At 66.9% G+C, this 15386-nt stretch carries 12 protein-coding genes; 7 read left to right on the top strand and 5 right to left on the bottom strand.

What is annotated here, in order from left to right; genetic code table 11:
* Positions 1 to 15 precede the first annotated feature (15 nt).
* Complete coding sequence (locus AB0N05_RS01295; RefSeq protein ID WP_364685893.1) at positions 16 to 882, bottom strand: metal-dependent hydrolase; 867 nt, start codon at positions 880 to 882, stop codon at positions 16 to 18.
* Between the two features lie 171 nt (positions 883 to 1053).
* On the opposite strand from AB0N05_RS01295, the gene AB0N05_RS01300 reads away from it, so the two are divergent.
* Positions 1054 to 3942, top strand: coding sequence for a BTAD domain-containing putative transcriptional regulator (locus AB0N05_RS01300; protein ID WP_364685896.1), 2889 nt, complete (start codon positions 1054 to 1056; stop codon positions 3940 to 3942).
* 27 nt (positions 3943 to 3969) lie between these two features.
* Here AB0N05_RS01300 and AB0N05_RS01305 read toward each other — a convergent pair whose 3' ends face one another.
* From AB0N05_RS01305 to AB0N05_RS01320, 4 genes are all read right to left on the bottom strand, one after another.
* Positions 3970 to 5559, bottom strand: a complete 1590-nt coding sequence (locus tag AB0N05_RS01305) for a carboxylesterase family protein (protein WP_364685899.1) — start codon at positions 5557 to 5559, stop codon at positions 3970 to 3972.
* A 68-nt stretch (positions 5560 to 5627) separates the two neighbouring features.
* Positions 5628 to 6770 carry an alkane 1-monooxygenase gene (locus AB0N05_RS01310; RefSeq protein WP_364685902.1) on the bottom strand — a complete coding sequence of 381 codons (1143 nt, stop codon included), beginning with the start codon at positions 6768 to 6770 and terminating at the stop codon, positions 5628 to 5630.
* Complete coding sequence (locus AB0N05_RS01315; RefSeq protein ID WP_364685905.1) at positions 6767 to 7345, bottom strand: DUF4232 domain-containing protein; 579 nt, start codon at positions 7343 to 7345, stop codon at positions 6767 to 6769. The genes AB0N05_RS01310 and AB0N05_RS01315 overlap by 4 nt, the downstream gene beginning before the upstream one ends.
* Positions 7346 to 7507: 162 nt before the next feature.
* Complete coding sequence (locus tag AB0N05_RS01320; protein WP_364685908.1) at positions 7508 to 8050, bottom strand: YceI family protein; 543 nt, start codon at positions 8048 to 8050, stop codon at positions 7508 to 7510.
* A 90-nt stretch (positions 8051 to 8140) separates the two neighbouring features.
* Between AB0N05_RS01320 and AB0N05_RS01325 the strand changes: the two genes are divergently transcribed.
* The 6 genes from AB0N05_RS01325 to AB0N05_RS01350 all read left to right on the top strand — a co-directional run bounded on the left by AB0N05_RS01325 (position 8141) and on the right by AB0N05_RS01350 (position 15378).
* Positions 8141 to 10717, top strand: a complete 2577-nt coding sequence (locus AB0N05_RS01325; protein ID WP_364685911.1) for a BTAD domain-containing putative transcriptional regulator — start codon at positions 8141 to 8143, stop codon at positions 10715 to 10717.
* A gap of 81 nt (positions 10718 to 10798) precedes the next feature.
* Positions 10799 to 11662, top strand: coding sequence for a M48 family metallopeptidase (locus AB0N05_RS01330; RefSeq protein ID WP_364687415.1), 864 nt, complete (start codon positions 10799 to 10801; stop codon positions 11660 to 11662).
* A 34-nt stretch (positions 11663 to 11696) separates the two neighbouring features.
* Entirely contained in the window at positions 11697 to 12407 is a 711-nt protein-coding gene (locus AB0N05_RS01335; protein ID WP_364685914.1) for a hemerythrin domain-containing protein, read from the top strand.
* Between the two features lie 41 nt (positions 12408 to 12448).
* Complete coding sequence (locus AB0N05_RS01340) at positions 12449 to 13003, top strand: helix-turn-helix domain-containing protein (protein WP_364685917.1); 555 nt, start codon at positions 12449 to 12451, stop codon at positions 13001 to 13003.
* Positions 13004 to 13029: 26 nt separating this feature from the next.
* Entirely contained in the window at positions 13030 to 13887 is an 858-nt protein-coding gene (locus AB0N05_RS01345; protein ID WP_364685920.1) for an LLM class flavin-dependent oxidoreductase, read from the top strand.
* Between the two features lie 33 nt (positions 13888 to 13920).
* On the top strand, positions 13921 to 15378 hold the full coding sequence (locus AB0N05_RS01350) for an AMP-binding protein (RefSeq protein ID WP_364685923.1): 1458 nt from the start codon (positions 13921 to 13923) through the stop codon (positions 15376 to 15378).
* The last annotated feature ends 8 nt before the right edge of the window (positions 15379 to 15386 follow it).

Consider the following 15386-nt stretch of genomic DNA (forward strand, 5'->3'; position numbering starts at 1 on the left):
GACCGTGCTGCGTGGCTACTTCAGGTGATCCACCAGGGCGCCGTGGGGGCCGAAGAGTTCCTGCTGCCAATGCTCGAGCAACTCGGCGGTGTCGTGGTCGTCGGGATGGAAGCCCGGGCGCAGGTACTTGGCCAGATCTCGGGTGAGGCCGCGGAAGATCGGGCCGCGGAACAGGCGGTATGCCTCGCGCGTGAGCCGCACCGGCCGACGGTTCGCCACCGGGTCGAGGGCGATCGAAATCGCCAGTGCCGCAAAGGCGCCCGGGAGTGCGACAGCGGTCATGACCGCCGTCACGCCGATCCGGGTGGTCTCGGAGCCGCCCATGGCGCGGAACACGTCGAAGACCACCGATTTGTGCTCGATCTCCTCGAGCGTATGCCAGTTCATGATGTTCCAGTACTCGGGTTCGGCCGGGATGGACTGAATCTCCGTACTGGAGAGCGACCGTTCGGAGAGCAACGCGGTGACGTGCTCGGCGGACGCGACCGCAGCGAGGTGAACCACCGGGGGCACACTCTCCTCGAACGCTCGCAGCCACGCACGCAGGGCCGGCGTGTCCGCCCAAGCGACGGGATAGCCGTGTGCCACCAGCTTTTCGTTGAGGTTGCGATGCTGAGCGCCGTGCGAGGCCTCCTGGCCGATGAACCCGGCCACGCGTTTTCGCAAGTCCGGGTCGGTGATTCGATCGGAGCAGCGGCGAACGGACCGGATGAACGATTCCTCCGCGGCCGGGAAGGCACCCGAGAGGGTGGCGATGAAATGGGAGAAGACCATGTCCCCGGCGATGAAGTACTTCTTGTCGGAATCCGGTCCGTCGAAACGGAATTCGATCCGGCGAGCCTTGGGGTAACTGGGTGTGGGCGCAGACGTTGCGACTGTCATAGTGGCCATCCTTTATAGAACACCCAGTACCTAGTACTGAGTGTCCGAAGCAACTACAGTGTAAAGCCGTCCCAGACAGATGGGCAAGAGCCGCGTGGTCGGTCTCGATGACCGGGAACTCATGAGTCGACCCCCCGCAACGTGACAGTTACCTGCGCTTACGATGCTGGGATGAACGAGATGCGGTTCGCGGTACTCGGACCGCTCACGGCTCACCGCGGCGCGGAGGCGCTCGACGTGGGTTCTCCACAGCGGCAGGCCGTGCTGGCCGCATTGCTGCTCCAGCACAACCACACCGCGACTCTGGCGCAATTGATCGACGGTGTCTGGGGAACGGAACCACCGGCCCGCGCCGCGGGGGCGATCCGCAATCACATTGCCGACCTGCGCGCCGTCCTCGAACCCGACCGCGCGGCCCGCACCCCACCGGAGGTCCTGGTGTCGGCGGGAGACGGTTACGCGCTCCGGCTGCCCGTGGGTGCGGTCGATATCGACACCACGGCCGATACCGTTCGCCGAGCCGCCGACGCGGCCGACGCCGGTGACCCGGCACGCGCTCATGCCCTGCTGACCTCGCTGCGACCGCTATGGCGTGGCGAACCATTGGCGGGCATCCCCGGACCGTATGCCGAAGCCCAGCGAGCCCGGCTGATCGAACGGCGTTTCGCGGTGCGACGCATGCGGATAGGCCTGGACCTCGCGCTGGGACGGCATGCGGAAGTGGTCGGCGAACTGGCGAGCCTGAGCGCCGAAAATCCCCTCGACGAAGGACTTCTCGCGCAACTGATGACCGCGCTGTCACGCTCGGGCCGCCAAGCCGAGGCACTCGAGGCATACGCCGATATCCGCCGGACCCTCATCGAAGAACTCGGCGTCGAACCCTGCCCGGATCTCGCCGCCCTGCACCAGCAGATCCTCGCCGCCGATCGCCCTGCACCCGCCCCGCGACCCGCACCACTGCTGACAACGCGACCACCGGCCCAACTGCCCTCCGACATACCCGATTTCACCGGTCGCACCGATATCGTGGAACAGCTCATGCGTCGGCTGCACTCTCACGACGGCCAGGCGGTGACCATCTCGGCCGTCGCGGGCATGGGTGGAATCGGCAAGACCACCCTCGCCGTCCATGTGGCACATCAGGTTCGGGGCGAGTTCCCGGACGGGCAGCTGTACGTGAACCTGGACGGCATGGGCGCGCACCCGGCCGCACCCGATGTCGTGCTCGGCGGCTTCCTGGTGGCATTGGGATACGCCGAGGCCGAACTGCCGTCGGCACTGTCCGCCCGGTCCGCATTGTTCCGAACGGCATTGGCGGACAAGGATATTCTGATCGTGCTGGACAATGCCGCCGGCGTCGAACAGGTCCGGCCGCTGCTGCCGGGCACCGCGGGCAGCAGTGTGCTGATCACCAGCCGGGCGGCATTGACCGGATTGCCCGGGGTCACCCCGGCCACCATCGATGGACTCACCTTCGACGAGTCCGTGGACCTGTTCACCCGCATTGTCGGCCCGGAACGCGTCGAGGCGGAGATGGCGGCGGCGCATCGAATCGTGGACGCCTGCAAGGGACTTCCCCTCGCGGTGCGCGTCGCCGCCACTCGGGTGGCGGCCCGGCCGCAATGGTCGCTCGCCGCCGTGGCCGACCGGGTGGCCACGGAACGCTCACTGCATGAGCTCAAGGCCGGTGACGTCGCGGTGGAAACGATCTTCCGGCTCAGCTATCAGCAACTCGATACCGAACTGGCCCGCGCGTTCCGCCTGGTCGCCGTGCCCGAGGTTCCCGATCTGCCGATCGCCGCGATCGCCTGGTTGCTTCAGCGCGGCCAGGCGGAGGCCGAGCAGTTGTGCGAGACGCTGGTGGATCTGAATCTCATGCAGACCACGGCCTCCGGGCGCTACCGCTACCACGACCTGCTCCGGCAATTCGCCAGGAATCAAGCCGACGCCGAGCAGCACGAGGTGCTGCTGCGGGTGCTGGACTTCTACCTGGCCTCCGCGAAATACATTACCGCCGAATGGAATCGCGGCACCCGGCTGCCGGAACACCTGTCGGCGACCGTCTCGGCCGGTGAACCGTTCGCCGACGAGTCCGAGGTCCGCGAATGGCCGCGCCGCGAACGCGGCACCCTGACCGCCCTGTACATCCAGGCCACCGAGCCCGGACAGATTGCCACCGCCGCCGATCTCGCGTGGGCGATGGCCGAAACCATGTTCGCCGAGTCCGAGGACGCGCTGGATGTGATCCACGCACTCTCGGCCCTGCTCGACAGCGCCGTCGAAGTCGGAAATGTCCGGGCCGAAGCGCGCATTCGGACCGCGATATACGTGCACTGCAATCTGGTCTCCGGTCAGTACGACGACATCACCCGCAATGGCTACGCGCGAGCGGCCGAGCTCGCGACCCAGTTGGGAGACCGACGGCTGCTGGCCACGGCGGAACTCCTGCGCGGGGGACTCACCGTGGTCACCGATGCGACCGAGGCGGTCACGTACTACAACAAGTCGGCATTCCTATTCGACAGTGTCGATGACCAGTTCGGCAATGCCTGGTCCAATGCGCTGGCCGCCTGGGCCGCCATCGAGGCCGGTCTCATGGATCAGGCGGAGGCCCTGACGAATCGGGCGCTGACGATCGCGCAGCGAATCGGCAACGAGTTCATCGAGGCCTTCGCGATGAAGACGCACGGCCAGCTGGCGCTGGACCGCGGCCGTCCCGCCGAGGCGGTGCGCCTGTGCACCATCGCCTTACAGCACGCACGCAAATCCCGGCACCTGCTCTTGCAAGGCTGGGTGTCGGCCCGGCTCGCCGAGGCGCAGGTCGCCGATGGAGACCCCGGGTCGGCGGCGGCCAGCGCCCAGGAAGCAATCGAATGCATCGGCCTCACCGGTAATCCCGTGACGCTGACCGCGACCCTGAACGTGTACGGGCAGGCCCTGAGCGCACTGGGCCGCGACGCCGAGGCACTCGGCGCGATCCGCACCGCGTACGAACTCGCGATGCGGTACGGCCTGAGCAACGAAACCGCCCTGCGCGACCAGCTGGCCGCCCTGTCCTAGGCGAGGCGGCCCGGGGGTTACGGACGGTCAGGGCTGCGGTCGCTGGGTCCAGAAGCCGCAGTGATGGCGGCTCTCGAACTTGGTGTCGATCGCGGTCTGTTCGGCCGCCAGGGAGAGAACGGAACCGGTTGTGGCCATGGGCCATTCGGTGAGACCGGAGGCATTCGGGTCTCCGGTGCGGATGAAGTTCGCCCAGTAGCGGATCATGCGATCCGACAGCTGCCGTTGCTGCTGGTCCAGGGTCACCGGGAGGTCGGCAACGTTGAACAAGTAAGGCAGTTCGCCGGTGTGGTACGCACCCATCGGGAACGATGTCGTGGTGGGGAATGGGGCGGAATCGGCGAGCTCGTAGGCGAAAACCGGTGTTGTGGCGGGGAATTGGCGCGCCATGGTATTGACGTCACAGACCCAGGCGTCGGTGGCGGCCGCGCCGTAGCCGATCGAGGGGCTCTCGTAGGCGCTCAGCGGATACTGCGCGGGTGCGTCCTTGTCGACCGAGGCGACGGCGGCGGAATAGGCTGCCGCGCCGAGGGTTTGATGCTGCGATTCGAAGCCCAGGTACACGCCCATCCGCATTTCATCCCGATTGGTGCCGATGAGTACCGGCACCGTGGCGCGGGTGGCGGCGACGGCGGGATGCTCGGGCAGCACCGAACCACCTTGCAGCAGCCAATATCCGGTACCCGCCGACATGTGGCCGTACCACACCGGGAAGTTCACCGGGGTGGCGGCGAGCTTGTCCGCCGGGACTTTGCGAAGGCAGTCGGCCACGTTCGCGGTGCAGCCCAGACTCGTGGCGTAAGCGGCGCTGGTGTCGACCGCCACCTGATGCGGTACCGCGAAACCGCAGGGGCCACTCTGCATGACGGCCGCACGGAACAGGCCCGCCGAACCGGGCGCGGCCAGATGCCCACAGACCGAGACACCGCCCGCGGACTCCCCCGCAATGGTCACCTTGGCCGGATCACCACCGAATACCGCGATATTGCGCTGCACCCAGCGCAGGGCGGCCTGCTGATCCATCAGTCCGTAATTGCCGCCGGTGCCGTCGGTATCGAGGTCGGGGTGGGCCAGGAAGCCGAGGCTGCCGAGGCGGTAGTTGAGGGTGACCGTGACGATGCCCTGTTCGGACAGCCGAGTGGTGTCGTAGGCGGCTCCGCTGCCACCGCTGAATGATCCGCCGTGAATCCAGACCATCACGGGCAGTGGCGAATCGGCGGCCTTGGCCGGAGTGCGGACATTGAGGAACAGGCAGTCCTCGTTGGTCGGCTCGGGGGTCGACGCGGGTGCCAGGTTGACCGGCAGCAAGCCGTGCCCGTCGGGAGCCTGCATGCAGCGCGCACCGGGCGAAGTGGCGTCGCGAACACCGTCCCAGTGGGCGGCGGATGCGGGCGGTTGCCAGCGCCGCTCCGCGACCGGGGCCGCCGCATACGGAATGCCTTGGAACAGACGGGCTTCCCCGTCCTCACGGCCCTTCAGGGAACCAGTGTCGACGGTGACCGTGGTCGTGTCGGCAGCGGTGGAGTTCGATGCGGCGCAGCCGGTGGCGGAAGCCGCGACCACGGCGGCCAGCGCCAGGACCGACAGCCAACGCGATCTGCCATTCAGATACTTCATGATGTCTTTTCCTCGATGAACCCTTGCGGGAGAGGACTTCACACTGTGCGCCCGGCGTAAGCGTTCGATCAGCGTGGGATCAGGTTCGCGGTCGAGCGGCCATGCCGTTTGCCCGGCGCGATATTGACTCGGTCGAGATCGCCGTCGTAGTGGGCCAGCACCCGCGGGTCCATGACGCGCCGCCACAGGGGCGGGATTGCCGCCAGCAGGATCATGGTGGCGTAACCGGCGGGGAGCTGCGGCGATTCGGGTGTGGTGCGCAGGGTCTGGTAGCGGCGGCCGGGGTTCGCGTGGTGATCGCTGTGCCGTTGCAGGTGGAACAGAAAGATATTGGTGACCAATCGGTCCGAGTTCCAGCTGTCGGCGGGTGAGCACCGCGCCCATCGCCCATTGGGTCGCCGACCTCGCAGTAGGCCATAGTGCTCGACGTAATTGACCGTCTCCAGGAGCCCGATGCCGATGATCGCCTGCAACAACAGGTATGGCAGCAGCTCCGGGCCGAACACGATCAGCAGCACCCCATAGAGCGCGAAGGTCATCGACCAGGCCCGCATAATATTGTTGCGGCGGCTCCACCAGCGCAATCCCTTGCGCCGCAGTCGTTCCCGCTCCAAATGCACAGCCGAGCGGAGCCCGCCGAGCACACTGCGCGGCAGGAACTCCCACAGCGACTCCCCCCACCGCGCGCTGGCGGGATCCTCGGGCGTGGCCACCCGGGCGTGATGACCCCGGTTGTGCTCGACATAGAAGTGCCCGTACCCCGATTGCGCCAGCGCGACCATCCCTAGCCACCGTTCCAGACGTTCGGTCCGATGCCCGAGTTCGTGCGCGGCATTGATCCCGATGCCGCTGACCACGCCGACCGTCGCGGCCAGACCCAGTTTGTCGATAACGCTCAAATCGCTGCCCGCCCACATGGCGGACGCGATCCCCAAGCCCACCAGTTGGATCGGCAGGAACAGGTAGGTACACCACCGGTAGTACCGGTCGCCCGAGAGCCGTTCGTAATCCTCGTCGCGCGGATTATCGCCGTCCTCGCCCACCACCCGGTCCAGCACCGGGATCACGATCAACACGATGATCGGACCGATCCACCAGAACACCGGAAACCCGGTGCGCAACACCAACTGTGAGGGAAGCAATGCGCAACCCGGAGCGATCAACCCCAGCAGCCACAGCAGCCGTTTGGGATCCGAAGAAGGGTTGTTCACCACACCAGCGCCTGTTGAAGGTCGCTCTGCCAGCAGGAAACCTTGGCAGCGCGCCCGATATTGGTGTTGTCCGGGAGCGGGAACTCGACCCTGCCGGTGGTCTCGTCACCATTCCGGTCGGAGTAGGTGATGGTGATCCGTTGCGCCGGAACCACTTCGGGATTGTTCGCCGCGGACTTCAGCAGCACCGCGAAAGCCGATGCACCGGGGGCGATCTCGACCACCGACTGCGGTCGGCTGTCCGGCATGGCGGGTATCGCGGCGGGATTGTCGTCGAAGCGCAGATGCGGATACCAGTACGCGGCGCACGATGCCGCGCTGATATTGGTGAGCTCGAGGACCAGGTGATTGATCGGACGAGAGATCTCGCGCACGTGGACCGTGGTATTCGTCGTGTCACAGGTGGCGGGGCCGCCGAGTTTCGCCGAGTCGAATACGCCGGTGGGTCCGGTCGGGAACAGCATGGGTTGTGTGTCGCTGTCATCGCATCCGGTGAGCAAGAGCGCGGCGATGGCCGATGCCGATGCGATCGCGGTGCGGAAAGCGCGAACTCCCGCAGGACCTCTGTAAACCATGGTGATGCCCTCTCGGTTCTCGAATCGTCTCGAGACAAGGACACCGAACCGGCATCAGCTACGAATCAGCGTTTGATCACCGCCCACCGAAAATGCCCGTAGGCCACCGGATATCCGGTGGCCTACGGGCGGACCATGCCGTGCGAGAGCAGTCGACCTCGCTCAGTCCTGGCGGACGACCTCGATGCCGAGGGTCAGGGTGATCTTGTCGCCGATGACCGCGCCGCCGTCGGCGAGGGGCATATCGATGGTGATGCCGAAGTCACGGCGATTGATGACGGTCTTGGCCTCGAAGCCCGCGACCGCGCCCTGACCCACGCCCGGGTTCACGCCCAGGTATTCGACCTCCAGCGAGACCGGCTTGGTGACCCCGCCGATGCTGAATTCGCCGTCGACCACGAAGTCCCCGCCCTCGAACCGGAATCCGGTGGACTTGAAGGTGGCGAGCGGGAAGTTCTCGGCATTGAAGAAGTCGGCGGTGCGCAGGTGGGCGTCGCGCTGCGGGTTGTCGGTGGTCACCGAGTCCACCCGGATCTCGGCCTCGGCGCTGGTGGAGCCGTCCTCGCCGATGACGAGCTTGCCGGAGAAGTCGGTGAAGCGGCCGCGGACCTTGCTCACCATCATGTGGCGGACGGAGAAACCGAGGGTGGAGTGCGCCGAATCGATGGTCCAGGTTCCGGCGGCGAGAGCGGTGGTGGTGGTCATGAGATACTCCTTGCTAATTTGGTGGACGTGGCAACCAACCTCGACCCATACAGGGATATTCCCGTCGTGACCTACGCTTAGGATTTTGGGATGAATGAGATTCGGTTCGCGGTGCTCGGACCGCTGACCGCCCACCGCGGCACGGCAGCGCTCGACGTGGGATCTCCACAGCGACAGGCCGTACTGGCCGCATTGCTGTTGCAGCACAACCACACCGCGAGCCTGGCGCAATTGATCGACGCCGTCTGGGGGACGGAACCACCGGCCCGCGCCGCCGGGGCGATCCGCAATCACATCGCCGACCTGCGCACCGTCCTCGAACCCGACCGCCAGTCCCGCACCCCACCGGAGATCCTGGTCTCGGCGGGAGACGGCTACACCCTCCGGCTTCCCGCGGGTGCGGTCGATAGCGACACCTTCGCCGACACTTTCCGCCTGGCCACCGAGGTGGCCGCGGCCGGTGACCCGGCCCGCGCCCACGCCCTACTGATCTCGCTGCGACCGGTGTGGCGCGGCGAACCGCTGTCGGGAGTGCCCGGACCGTATGCCGAAGCGCATCGGGCTCGGCTCCTCGAACAGCACTTCGCGGTGCGACGCCTGCGGATAGAGCTGGACCTCGTACTGGGGCGGCATGCGGAACTGATCGGCGAGCTGATGAGCCTGACCGCCGAATATCCCTTCGATGAGGGTCTGCGCGTGCAGTTGATGACCGCCTTGTCGCGCTCGGGGCGGCAGGCCGAGGCGCTCGAGGTGTACGCCGATATCCGCCGGACCCTCATCGAGGAACTCGGCGTGGAGCCCGGCCCGGATCTCGCCGCCCTGCAGCAGCAGATCCTCGCCGGTGATCTCGCGGCTCCCGCGAAGTCTGAGATCGAGGCGCGATCACACGGTGGCGAATCGGTCTCGGCGGCAACCGATTCCATCCTGAGGCAGCCGGTTGCCGTGCATCCGCGCGAGCTTCCGCCCGCCCCGGCGGATTTCATCGGTCGCGAACTCTTGCAGGATCGGATTCGTGCCGCCCTGCGGCCCGGCGCGGATGCGCTCGCGGTCACCGTACTCAGCGGTATCGGCGGAGTGGGCAAGACCTCACTCGCGCTGCGGGTCGCGCATCGCATTCGCGACGACTACCCGGACGGCCAGCTGTATGTGGATCTACGCGGTGACGGCGAGGAGCCCGCGGACTCCGCCGATGTGCTCGCCGATTTCCTGCGCGCGCTCGGCCTGCCCGCCGCCGAGATTCCCGCGACCCGCACCGCACGCATCGGGGCCTATCGCACCCTGACGGCCGATCGCCGAATACTTGTCCTGCTGGACAACGCCTTCGACACCGCGCAGGTCACGCCATTGCTTCCCGGCACGTCCGGCAATGCCGCACTGATCACCACCCGGCACCGGCTGCTCGCACCACCGGGAGCGGCACGTTTCCAGGTGCCACTACCCGATGAATCCGAGGCGGTGGCAATGCTGGCGCGGTTCATCGGCGGCGAGCAGGTCGCCGTCGCACCGGGACAGGCGCGCGAACTCGTCCGGGCGTGCGGGCAACTGCCTTTGGCATTGCGCATTCTCGGCGCCCGCGCCGCGGCACGGCCCGAACGCGGGCTGGGCATGCTGCTGACGCGGTTACGCGATGAGGGGCGCAGACTCGACGAATTGCGCGTCGGAGACGTGTCGGTGGAAGCCACTATCCGAGTCGGGTACCAGGCCCGCACTCCGGCGCAGGCGCGGGCGCTGCGGATCTGCGCGCTGCTGGAAGCGCCCGACTTCCCGATCGCCGTCGCCGCGGTCCTGCTCGACCGGTCCGAAACCGAAACCGAGGACCTGCTCGAAGATCTGGTGGCGGCCGGTCTGCTGGAACCGCATGCCGACGACCGCTATCGCTTCCACGACCTGGTGCGCTTGTTCGCCGTCGGCCGCGCGCGAGAGGAAGAGTCCGCCGCGGATCGGGACGCGGCCCTGATGCGGCTCGTCGACTTCCTGTATGCCACCCTGCTGCGAGCCATGAGCGCGACCGCGCCGGTCACCTCGGTCGTCACGAATCTGTTCTCGACGGAGCACACCGGCATGCGGTTCGCCGACGCGGACGCGGCGCGCGCCTGGCTGCTGAGCGAGCACACGCTGCTGGTCGCGGCCTTCTCTCATGTGCTGCGCGACATTCCGAGTGGATCGCATATCGTCGTCGACGCGCTCTCGGTGATCGCAATGAGCGGCCTCTTCCCCGGTCCCGCCCATCAGCGGGAAGTGGAACGACTCGCGGACCGGGCGGTCGCCGCGTCCGAGCGAAACGACGGCCCGGAGCCCTGGCGGGCCCGCGCCTGGCACGCGCGCGCGTGGCTCGCCTATATTCGCGGCGACTTGGCGGCGGCGGAAACCGATCTGCGCGAAGCGATTCGGCGCGAGCGCGCCACCGGCGATCCACTTTCGCTGTACATGTCCACCCGGCTACTGGCGGCGGTGCTGGCGGATCAAGGGCGGGACGCGGAAGGCGTCGAGTACTTCGTCGAATCCGAGACGGTCGGCGGAGACGTCGACGATCCGACCAGCCCGGCCTCTTTCCACAAGGAGGTTGCCCAATTGTTCACCACCTTGAGTTCGGACCGAGCCGATGTGAACGTCGCTGCGGCGCAACGCGTCTACGGCGCATACGACCGCCTGCAAGCGACCCGTTGAACCGCTCACCGCACTGTTCGAGATCGCGCTGATCTGCCACTGATCACACGCTGATCTTCCGACCCTAGCGTCGCAACGGTGATGTATCCCGCACCGACACACCTCGCGAATTACCCTACCCCGCAAGCTATTTCACCATACGCCAAGCCCGACCGGCATCCGTGGGAAATCCCGCTGCTGACCATCGCCTGCCTGCTGATGGCACTGGTCGTGATCGCCACCTTGCTGGTGGCCTACGCCGAGGGGCCCGAACCGGTGACCTGGGGCGTCCTGGGAACCCCGCTGGCCCTGTACTTCGCGCGTGGGATGCAGGCGGCGAAATTGCGGGTCGACTCGGTGAAGATGTCGCCGACCCAATTCCCCGAGGGCTACCGCATGGTTCAGGAGGCGGCCGCCCGCTTCGGCATGAAGCGGGTTCCCGACGCGTATGTGCTGATCGGCCAGGGCCAGATCAATGCGCACGCCACCGGGCACGGCTTCCGCCGCTTCGTCGTGGTGAACAGTGACCTGTTCGAACTCGGCGACAGCACCAGGGATCCCGACGCGCTGGCATTCGTCATCGGCCATGAGGTGGGCCATATCGCGGCCGGGCATACCTCGTTCTGGCGGCAGGTGGGCGAGACCCTCGTCCGGCTGGTCCCGATGGCGGGCAACTCGGTGATTCGCGCCCAGGAGTACACCGCCGACAACTACGGCTACGCGTACAACCACCGAGGCGCGGCGGGCATGGTGGCGACGCTCGCGGCGGGGAAATACCTCAATCGCGTCGTCGACGTGAACGAGTTCACCGAAGCCGCGTACACCGAGCGGGGCCTGTTCACCGTGTTCGCCAATTTCATCTCCAGCCACCCGGTGCTCACCTGGCGCAGCGCGGCCCTGCGCGACCGCAGCCGTCGCGGCAACCTCTTCTTTCCGCCGCGCCGACCCAAGCTTCCGGGTCACTGACCAAACACTTATCGGCCGGTGATCAGCCCGCAGCATGATCGAAACCGGCGGGTGGATCACCCGCGCCGACGAGAAGGAGATGACCATGCCCGCGATCGCGGATACCAGGCCGGACGTGCAGGACATGATCGTGGTGCACCGCAATTTCCGGCACAACTTCGACCGGGCGCCCGCGCTCATTCGCGGACTGCGCGAGGGTGACACGGCTCGCATTCGACTGGTCGTCGACCATCTGCGCTTCCTGCTGACCGGGCTCGAGGTGCATCACAGCAGCGAGGACGACCTGCTGTGGCCGAAACTGCGGGAACGGGTCATCCCGCTGCCCGAGGCGATCTCCCGAATGACGGACCAGCATCACCAGCTCGACATTCTCACCACGAAACTCACCGCGGCACTGAATGAATTGGATGTCCATGTCGACGCCGACATCCGCGAACGCGCCGCCGGACTGTGTGAGGAACTGGGATCGGTGGTGGATGCGCATATGACCGAGGAAGAGGAGACGATCCTGCCCCTGGCCGCCGCGCACCTCACCGTCGCCGAATGGGAGGAGCTGGGCGAGCGTGGGCTGGAGAAGCTGGCGAAGAAGGATCTGCTGCCCGCGCTGAGTTCACTGCTGGCCGTCGCCACCCCCGAGGAGCGAAAGGCCTTCCTGGCCAAGGCTCCCGTTCCGGCGCGCGTGCTGTGGCGGCTCGTCGGACGCCGGGCCCACGCCCGTGCTGAGGCTCGTCTCTACGGGAACTGAACGCTGTGCCCGAAATAAATGCTGTGCCCGAAATAAACGCTGTGCTCGATCTGATGCCGGTGCGGCGTGCGGATGCAGCCCGGAACGCCGCGTGCATCGTGTCCGCCGCCCGGCAACTCATCTCCGAGCGCGGCTGGGATCTTGTGCTGGATGAGGTCGCGCGGCGCGCGGGCGTGGGCAGCACGACGCTCTACCGCAATTTTCCGGTGCGGACCGACCTGTTGGCGGTCGTGTACCAGGACCAAGCCAATGAATTGATCGGGCTCGCAACGGAATTACTCGACACACCGAATGCCGAGACCGCATTGTTCGCCTGGCTGGATCGCTTCGCCGATCACGTCGGTTCGGTACCGCCGCTGGCACTCGCGGTCACCGGATGCGGTCCGGAGCATGTGGGCCCGATCTTCGAACGCTGGCATGCGGCGCTCACCGCCTCGGCAACCCGTCTGCTCGAACGCGCACAGGACGCCGACGCGGTGCGCCCCGGCCTCGACGCCGCGGGTCTGCTCGCACTGACCAGCACGATCGCATTGCTCGATCCACAGCGGTACCCGTTCCGCCCCATCGAATTGCTTCGTAGCGGCCTGGCCGCATAACCACCACTCGAACACAGGAGAAACCGGTGAAAATCGGAATTGGACTCCCCAATCAGGTCCGTGACCTGCGCCCGACGGTCATCCCGGAATGGGCGACGCGCGCCGAGAGCCTGGGCTTCTCATCGCTCGCCACGACCGGGCGCATCGCCTATCCGGGCGTCATGGACACGGTGGCACTGGCCGCGGCGGCGGGTGCGACCACTCGGATCGGGCTGATCAGCACCATCCTGGTCGGCCCGGTATGGCCTGCGGCCCTGCTGGCCAAGGAGGCCGCGGGGATCGACGGCGTCTCGGGTGGACGGCTCACCCTCGGCCTGGGCGTGGGCACCGATCAGCGGCCCGACGACTTCGTCGCCGACGGACAGCCGCACCGCGGTCGTGGACGACGGCTCGACGCTGACGTCGAGATCTATCGGGAGATATGGCAGGGCAAGCCGGTCGGCGGCGACAATCCCGCGGTGCCCCGGGGCACTCGCGAGATCCCTTTGCTGTTCGGTGCTTTCGCACCCGCGGCATACGCGCGCATGGCACGGCTGGGGCAGGGCTACATCGGTCCGTCGGCTCCGGCCCCAATGGCCTTGGGCGCATTCGAGATGGCCCGAGCCGCCTGGAAGGACGCGGGCCGCTCCGGTGCGCCACGCCTGGTCGCGGTGTCCTACTTCGCATTCGGCGATCCCGGTGCGGGCCACGCCAATGTCCACGACTACTACTCCATGCTGGGCAGCCAAAGTGCCGCCGCCATGGCTTCCGGAGTCCAGAGTGCGACCGAGGCGCTCCGCGAAACCGTGCGGATCTACGCCGATGCGGGTATCGACGAGCTGATTTTCAACCCGGCCACCGATGACATCGACGATGTGAGCCGTCTCGCCGAAGCCGTACTTTAAGGCCTTCATATTTTTAACCAAAGGGGCACACACATGCACTTCGCCGCTCTACCCGATCTTCGCGCCGAAGAATCGCCGAATCTGCCCTGCGTCGCCGACGACGACCGGGCCCTGGACAACGCTCAGTTCCTCATCGAAACGCGCCGTGCCGCAGCCGTCCTGGCCGCGCGAGGGGTCGGCGCGGGCGATGTGGTCGCGCTGATGCTGGGCAATCGGGTCGAATTCGTCGTGCTCATGTTCGCCGCCTGGCGGCTCGGCGCGGCCGTGACCCCGATCAATCCCGCGCTGACCGCCGCGGAAGCCGAGTACCAGATCGCGGACTCGAACGCGGTCGTCGTGGTTGTCGACGGGATCGCACTGAATGCGCCGATTCTCGAGGTGGCCGAATTCGCCGCGTCGGACATCGAGCACCTCGCCCCCGCGGTGGAGGCCGAGCTGGCACTGCTGATCTACACCAGCGGCACGACCGGAAAACCCAAGGGCGTCATGCTCGATCACGCCAACCTGCTCGCCATGCTCGAGCTGGCGGACGGATTCCTCGGATTCGACGAGCGCGATCACACCCTGCTGATTCTGCCGCTGTTCCACGTCAACGGCATTGTCGTGAGCGTGCTCGCGCCGCTGCGGGCCGGTGGCCGGATCACCATTCACGGCCGCTTCGAACCGCACACCTTCCTGCGCACGCTCGAGACCGTGCGCCCGACGTACTTCTCCGGAGTACCCACCATTTTCGCGATGCTGGCGGCGCTGCCGCCGGAGGTCACCGCGGACACCTCCTCGGTGCGCTTGGCGATCTGTGGCGCCGCACCCGCCTCCGCCGAGCTGCTGACCGGCTTCGAGGCGCGATTCGGCATCAAAATCTGTGAGGGATACGGGCTTTCGGAGACCACCTGCGCGGTGACGCTCAATCCCCCGCTCGGCATCGGCAAGGCGGGAACCGTCGGGCTGCCGTTCCCGGGCCAGCGGGTCGCCATCCTGGGGCCGGACGATGTGCCGGTGCCGCCCGGCGAGCTCGGCGAAATCGCCGTCGCCGGACCGAATGTCATGCGCGGCTATCTGAATCGCCCGGAGGAGACCGCGCAGGCCTTGCGCGGCGGCTGGCTGCACACCGGCGATATCGGCAGATTCGACGAGGACGGCTACCTGATCGTGGCCGGGCGGATCAAGGACATGATCATCCGGGGTGGGGAGAACATCTACCCGAAGGAGATCGAGGATGTCCTGAGCGGTCACCCGGCGGTGTACGAGGCGGCGGTCGTCGGTGCGCCGGACCCGAAATACGGTGAGATTCCCATTGCTTTCGTGGTGCTCAACCAGGACGCTCCGGCCACGGCGGACGAGTTGAGCGCATGGTGCGCGAGCCGGTTGGCCAAGTACAAGCGGCCCGTCCACATCGGTCTGCTGGATGCGCTGCCGCACAATGCGATCGGGAAGGTCGACAAGCTCGCACTGCGCGCTCGCGGGCTGCCGATCGAGGCCGCGACAGCCTGAACCAGGCG

Source organism: Nocardia sp. NPDC051030, from assembly GCF_040683015.1.
Lineage (GTDB): Bacteria > Actinomycetota > Actinomycetes > Mycobacteriales > Mycobacteriaceae > Nocardia.

Coding starts and splice junctions, on each gene's coding strand:
- AB0N05_RS01320 (WP_364685908.1), bottom strand. CDS start 8,050: ATGACCACCACCACCGCTCTCGCCGCCGGAACCTGGACCATCGATTCG.
- AB0N05_RS01295 (WP_364685893.1), bottom strand. CDS start 882: ATGACAGTCGCAACGTCTGCGCCCACACCCAGTTACCCCAAGGCTCGC.
- AB0N05_RS01305 (WP_364685899.1), bottom strand. CDS start 5,559: ATGAAGTATCTGAATGGCAGATCGCGTTGGCTGTCGGTCCTGGCGCTG.
- AB0N05_RS01335 (WP_364685914.1), top strand. CDS start 11,697: ATGATCGAAACCGGCGGGTGGATCACCCGCGCCGACGAGAAGGAGATG.
- AB0N05_RS01300 (WP_364685896.1), top strand. CDS start 1,054: ATGAACGAGATGCGGTTCGCGGTACTCGGACCGCTCACGGCTCACCGC.
- AB0N05_RS01325 (WP_364685911.1), top strand. CDS start 8,141: ATGAATGAGATTCGGTTCGCGGTGCTCGGACCGCTGACCGCCCACCGC.
- AB0N05_RS01330 (WP_364687415.1), top strand. CDS start 10,799: ATGTATCCCGCACCGACACACCTCGCGAATTACCCTACCCCGCAAGCT.
- AB0N05_RS01350 (WP_364685923.1), top strand. CDS start 13,921: ATGCACTTCGCCGCTCTACCCGATCTTCGCGCCGAAGAATCGCCGAAT.
- AB0N05_RS01315 (WP_364685905.1), bottom strand. CDS start 7,345: ATGGTTTACAGAGGTCCTGCGGGAGTTCGCGCTTTCCGCACCGCGATC.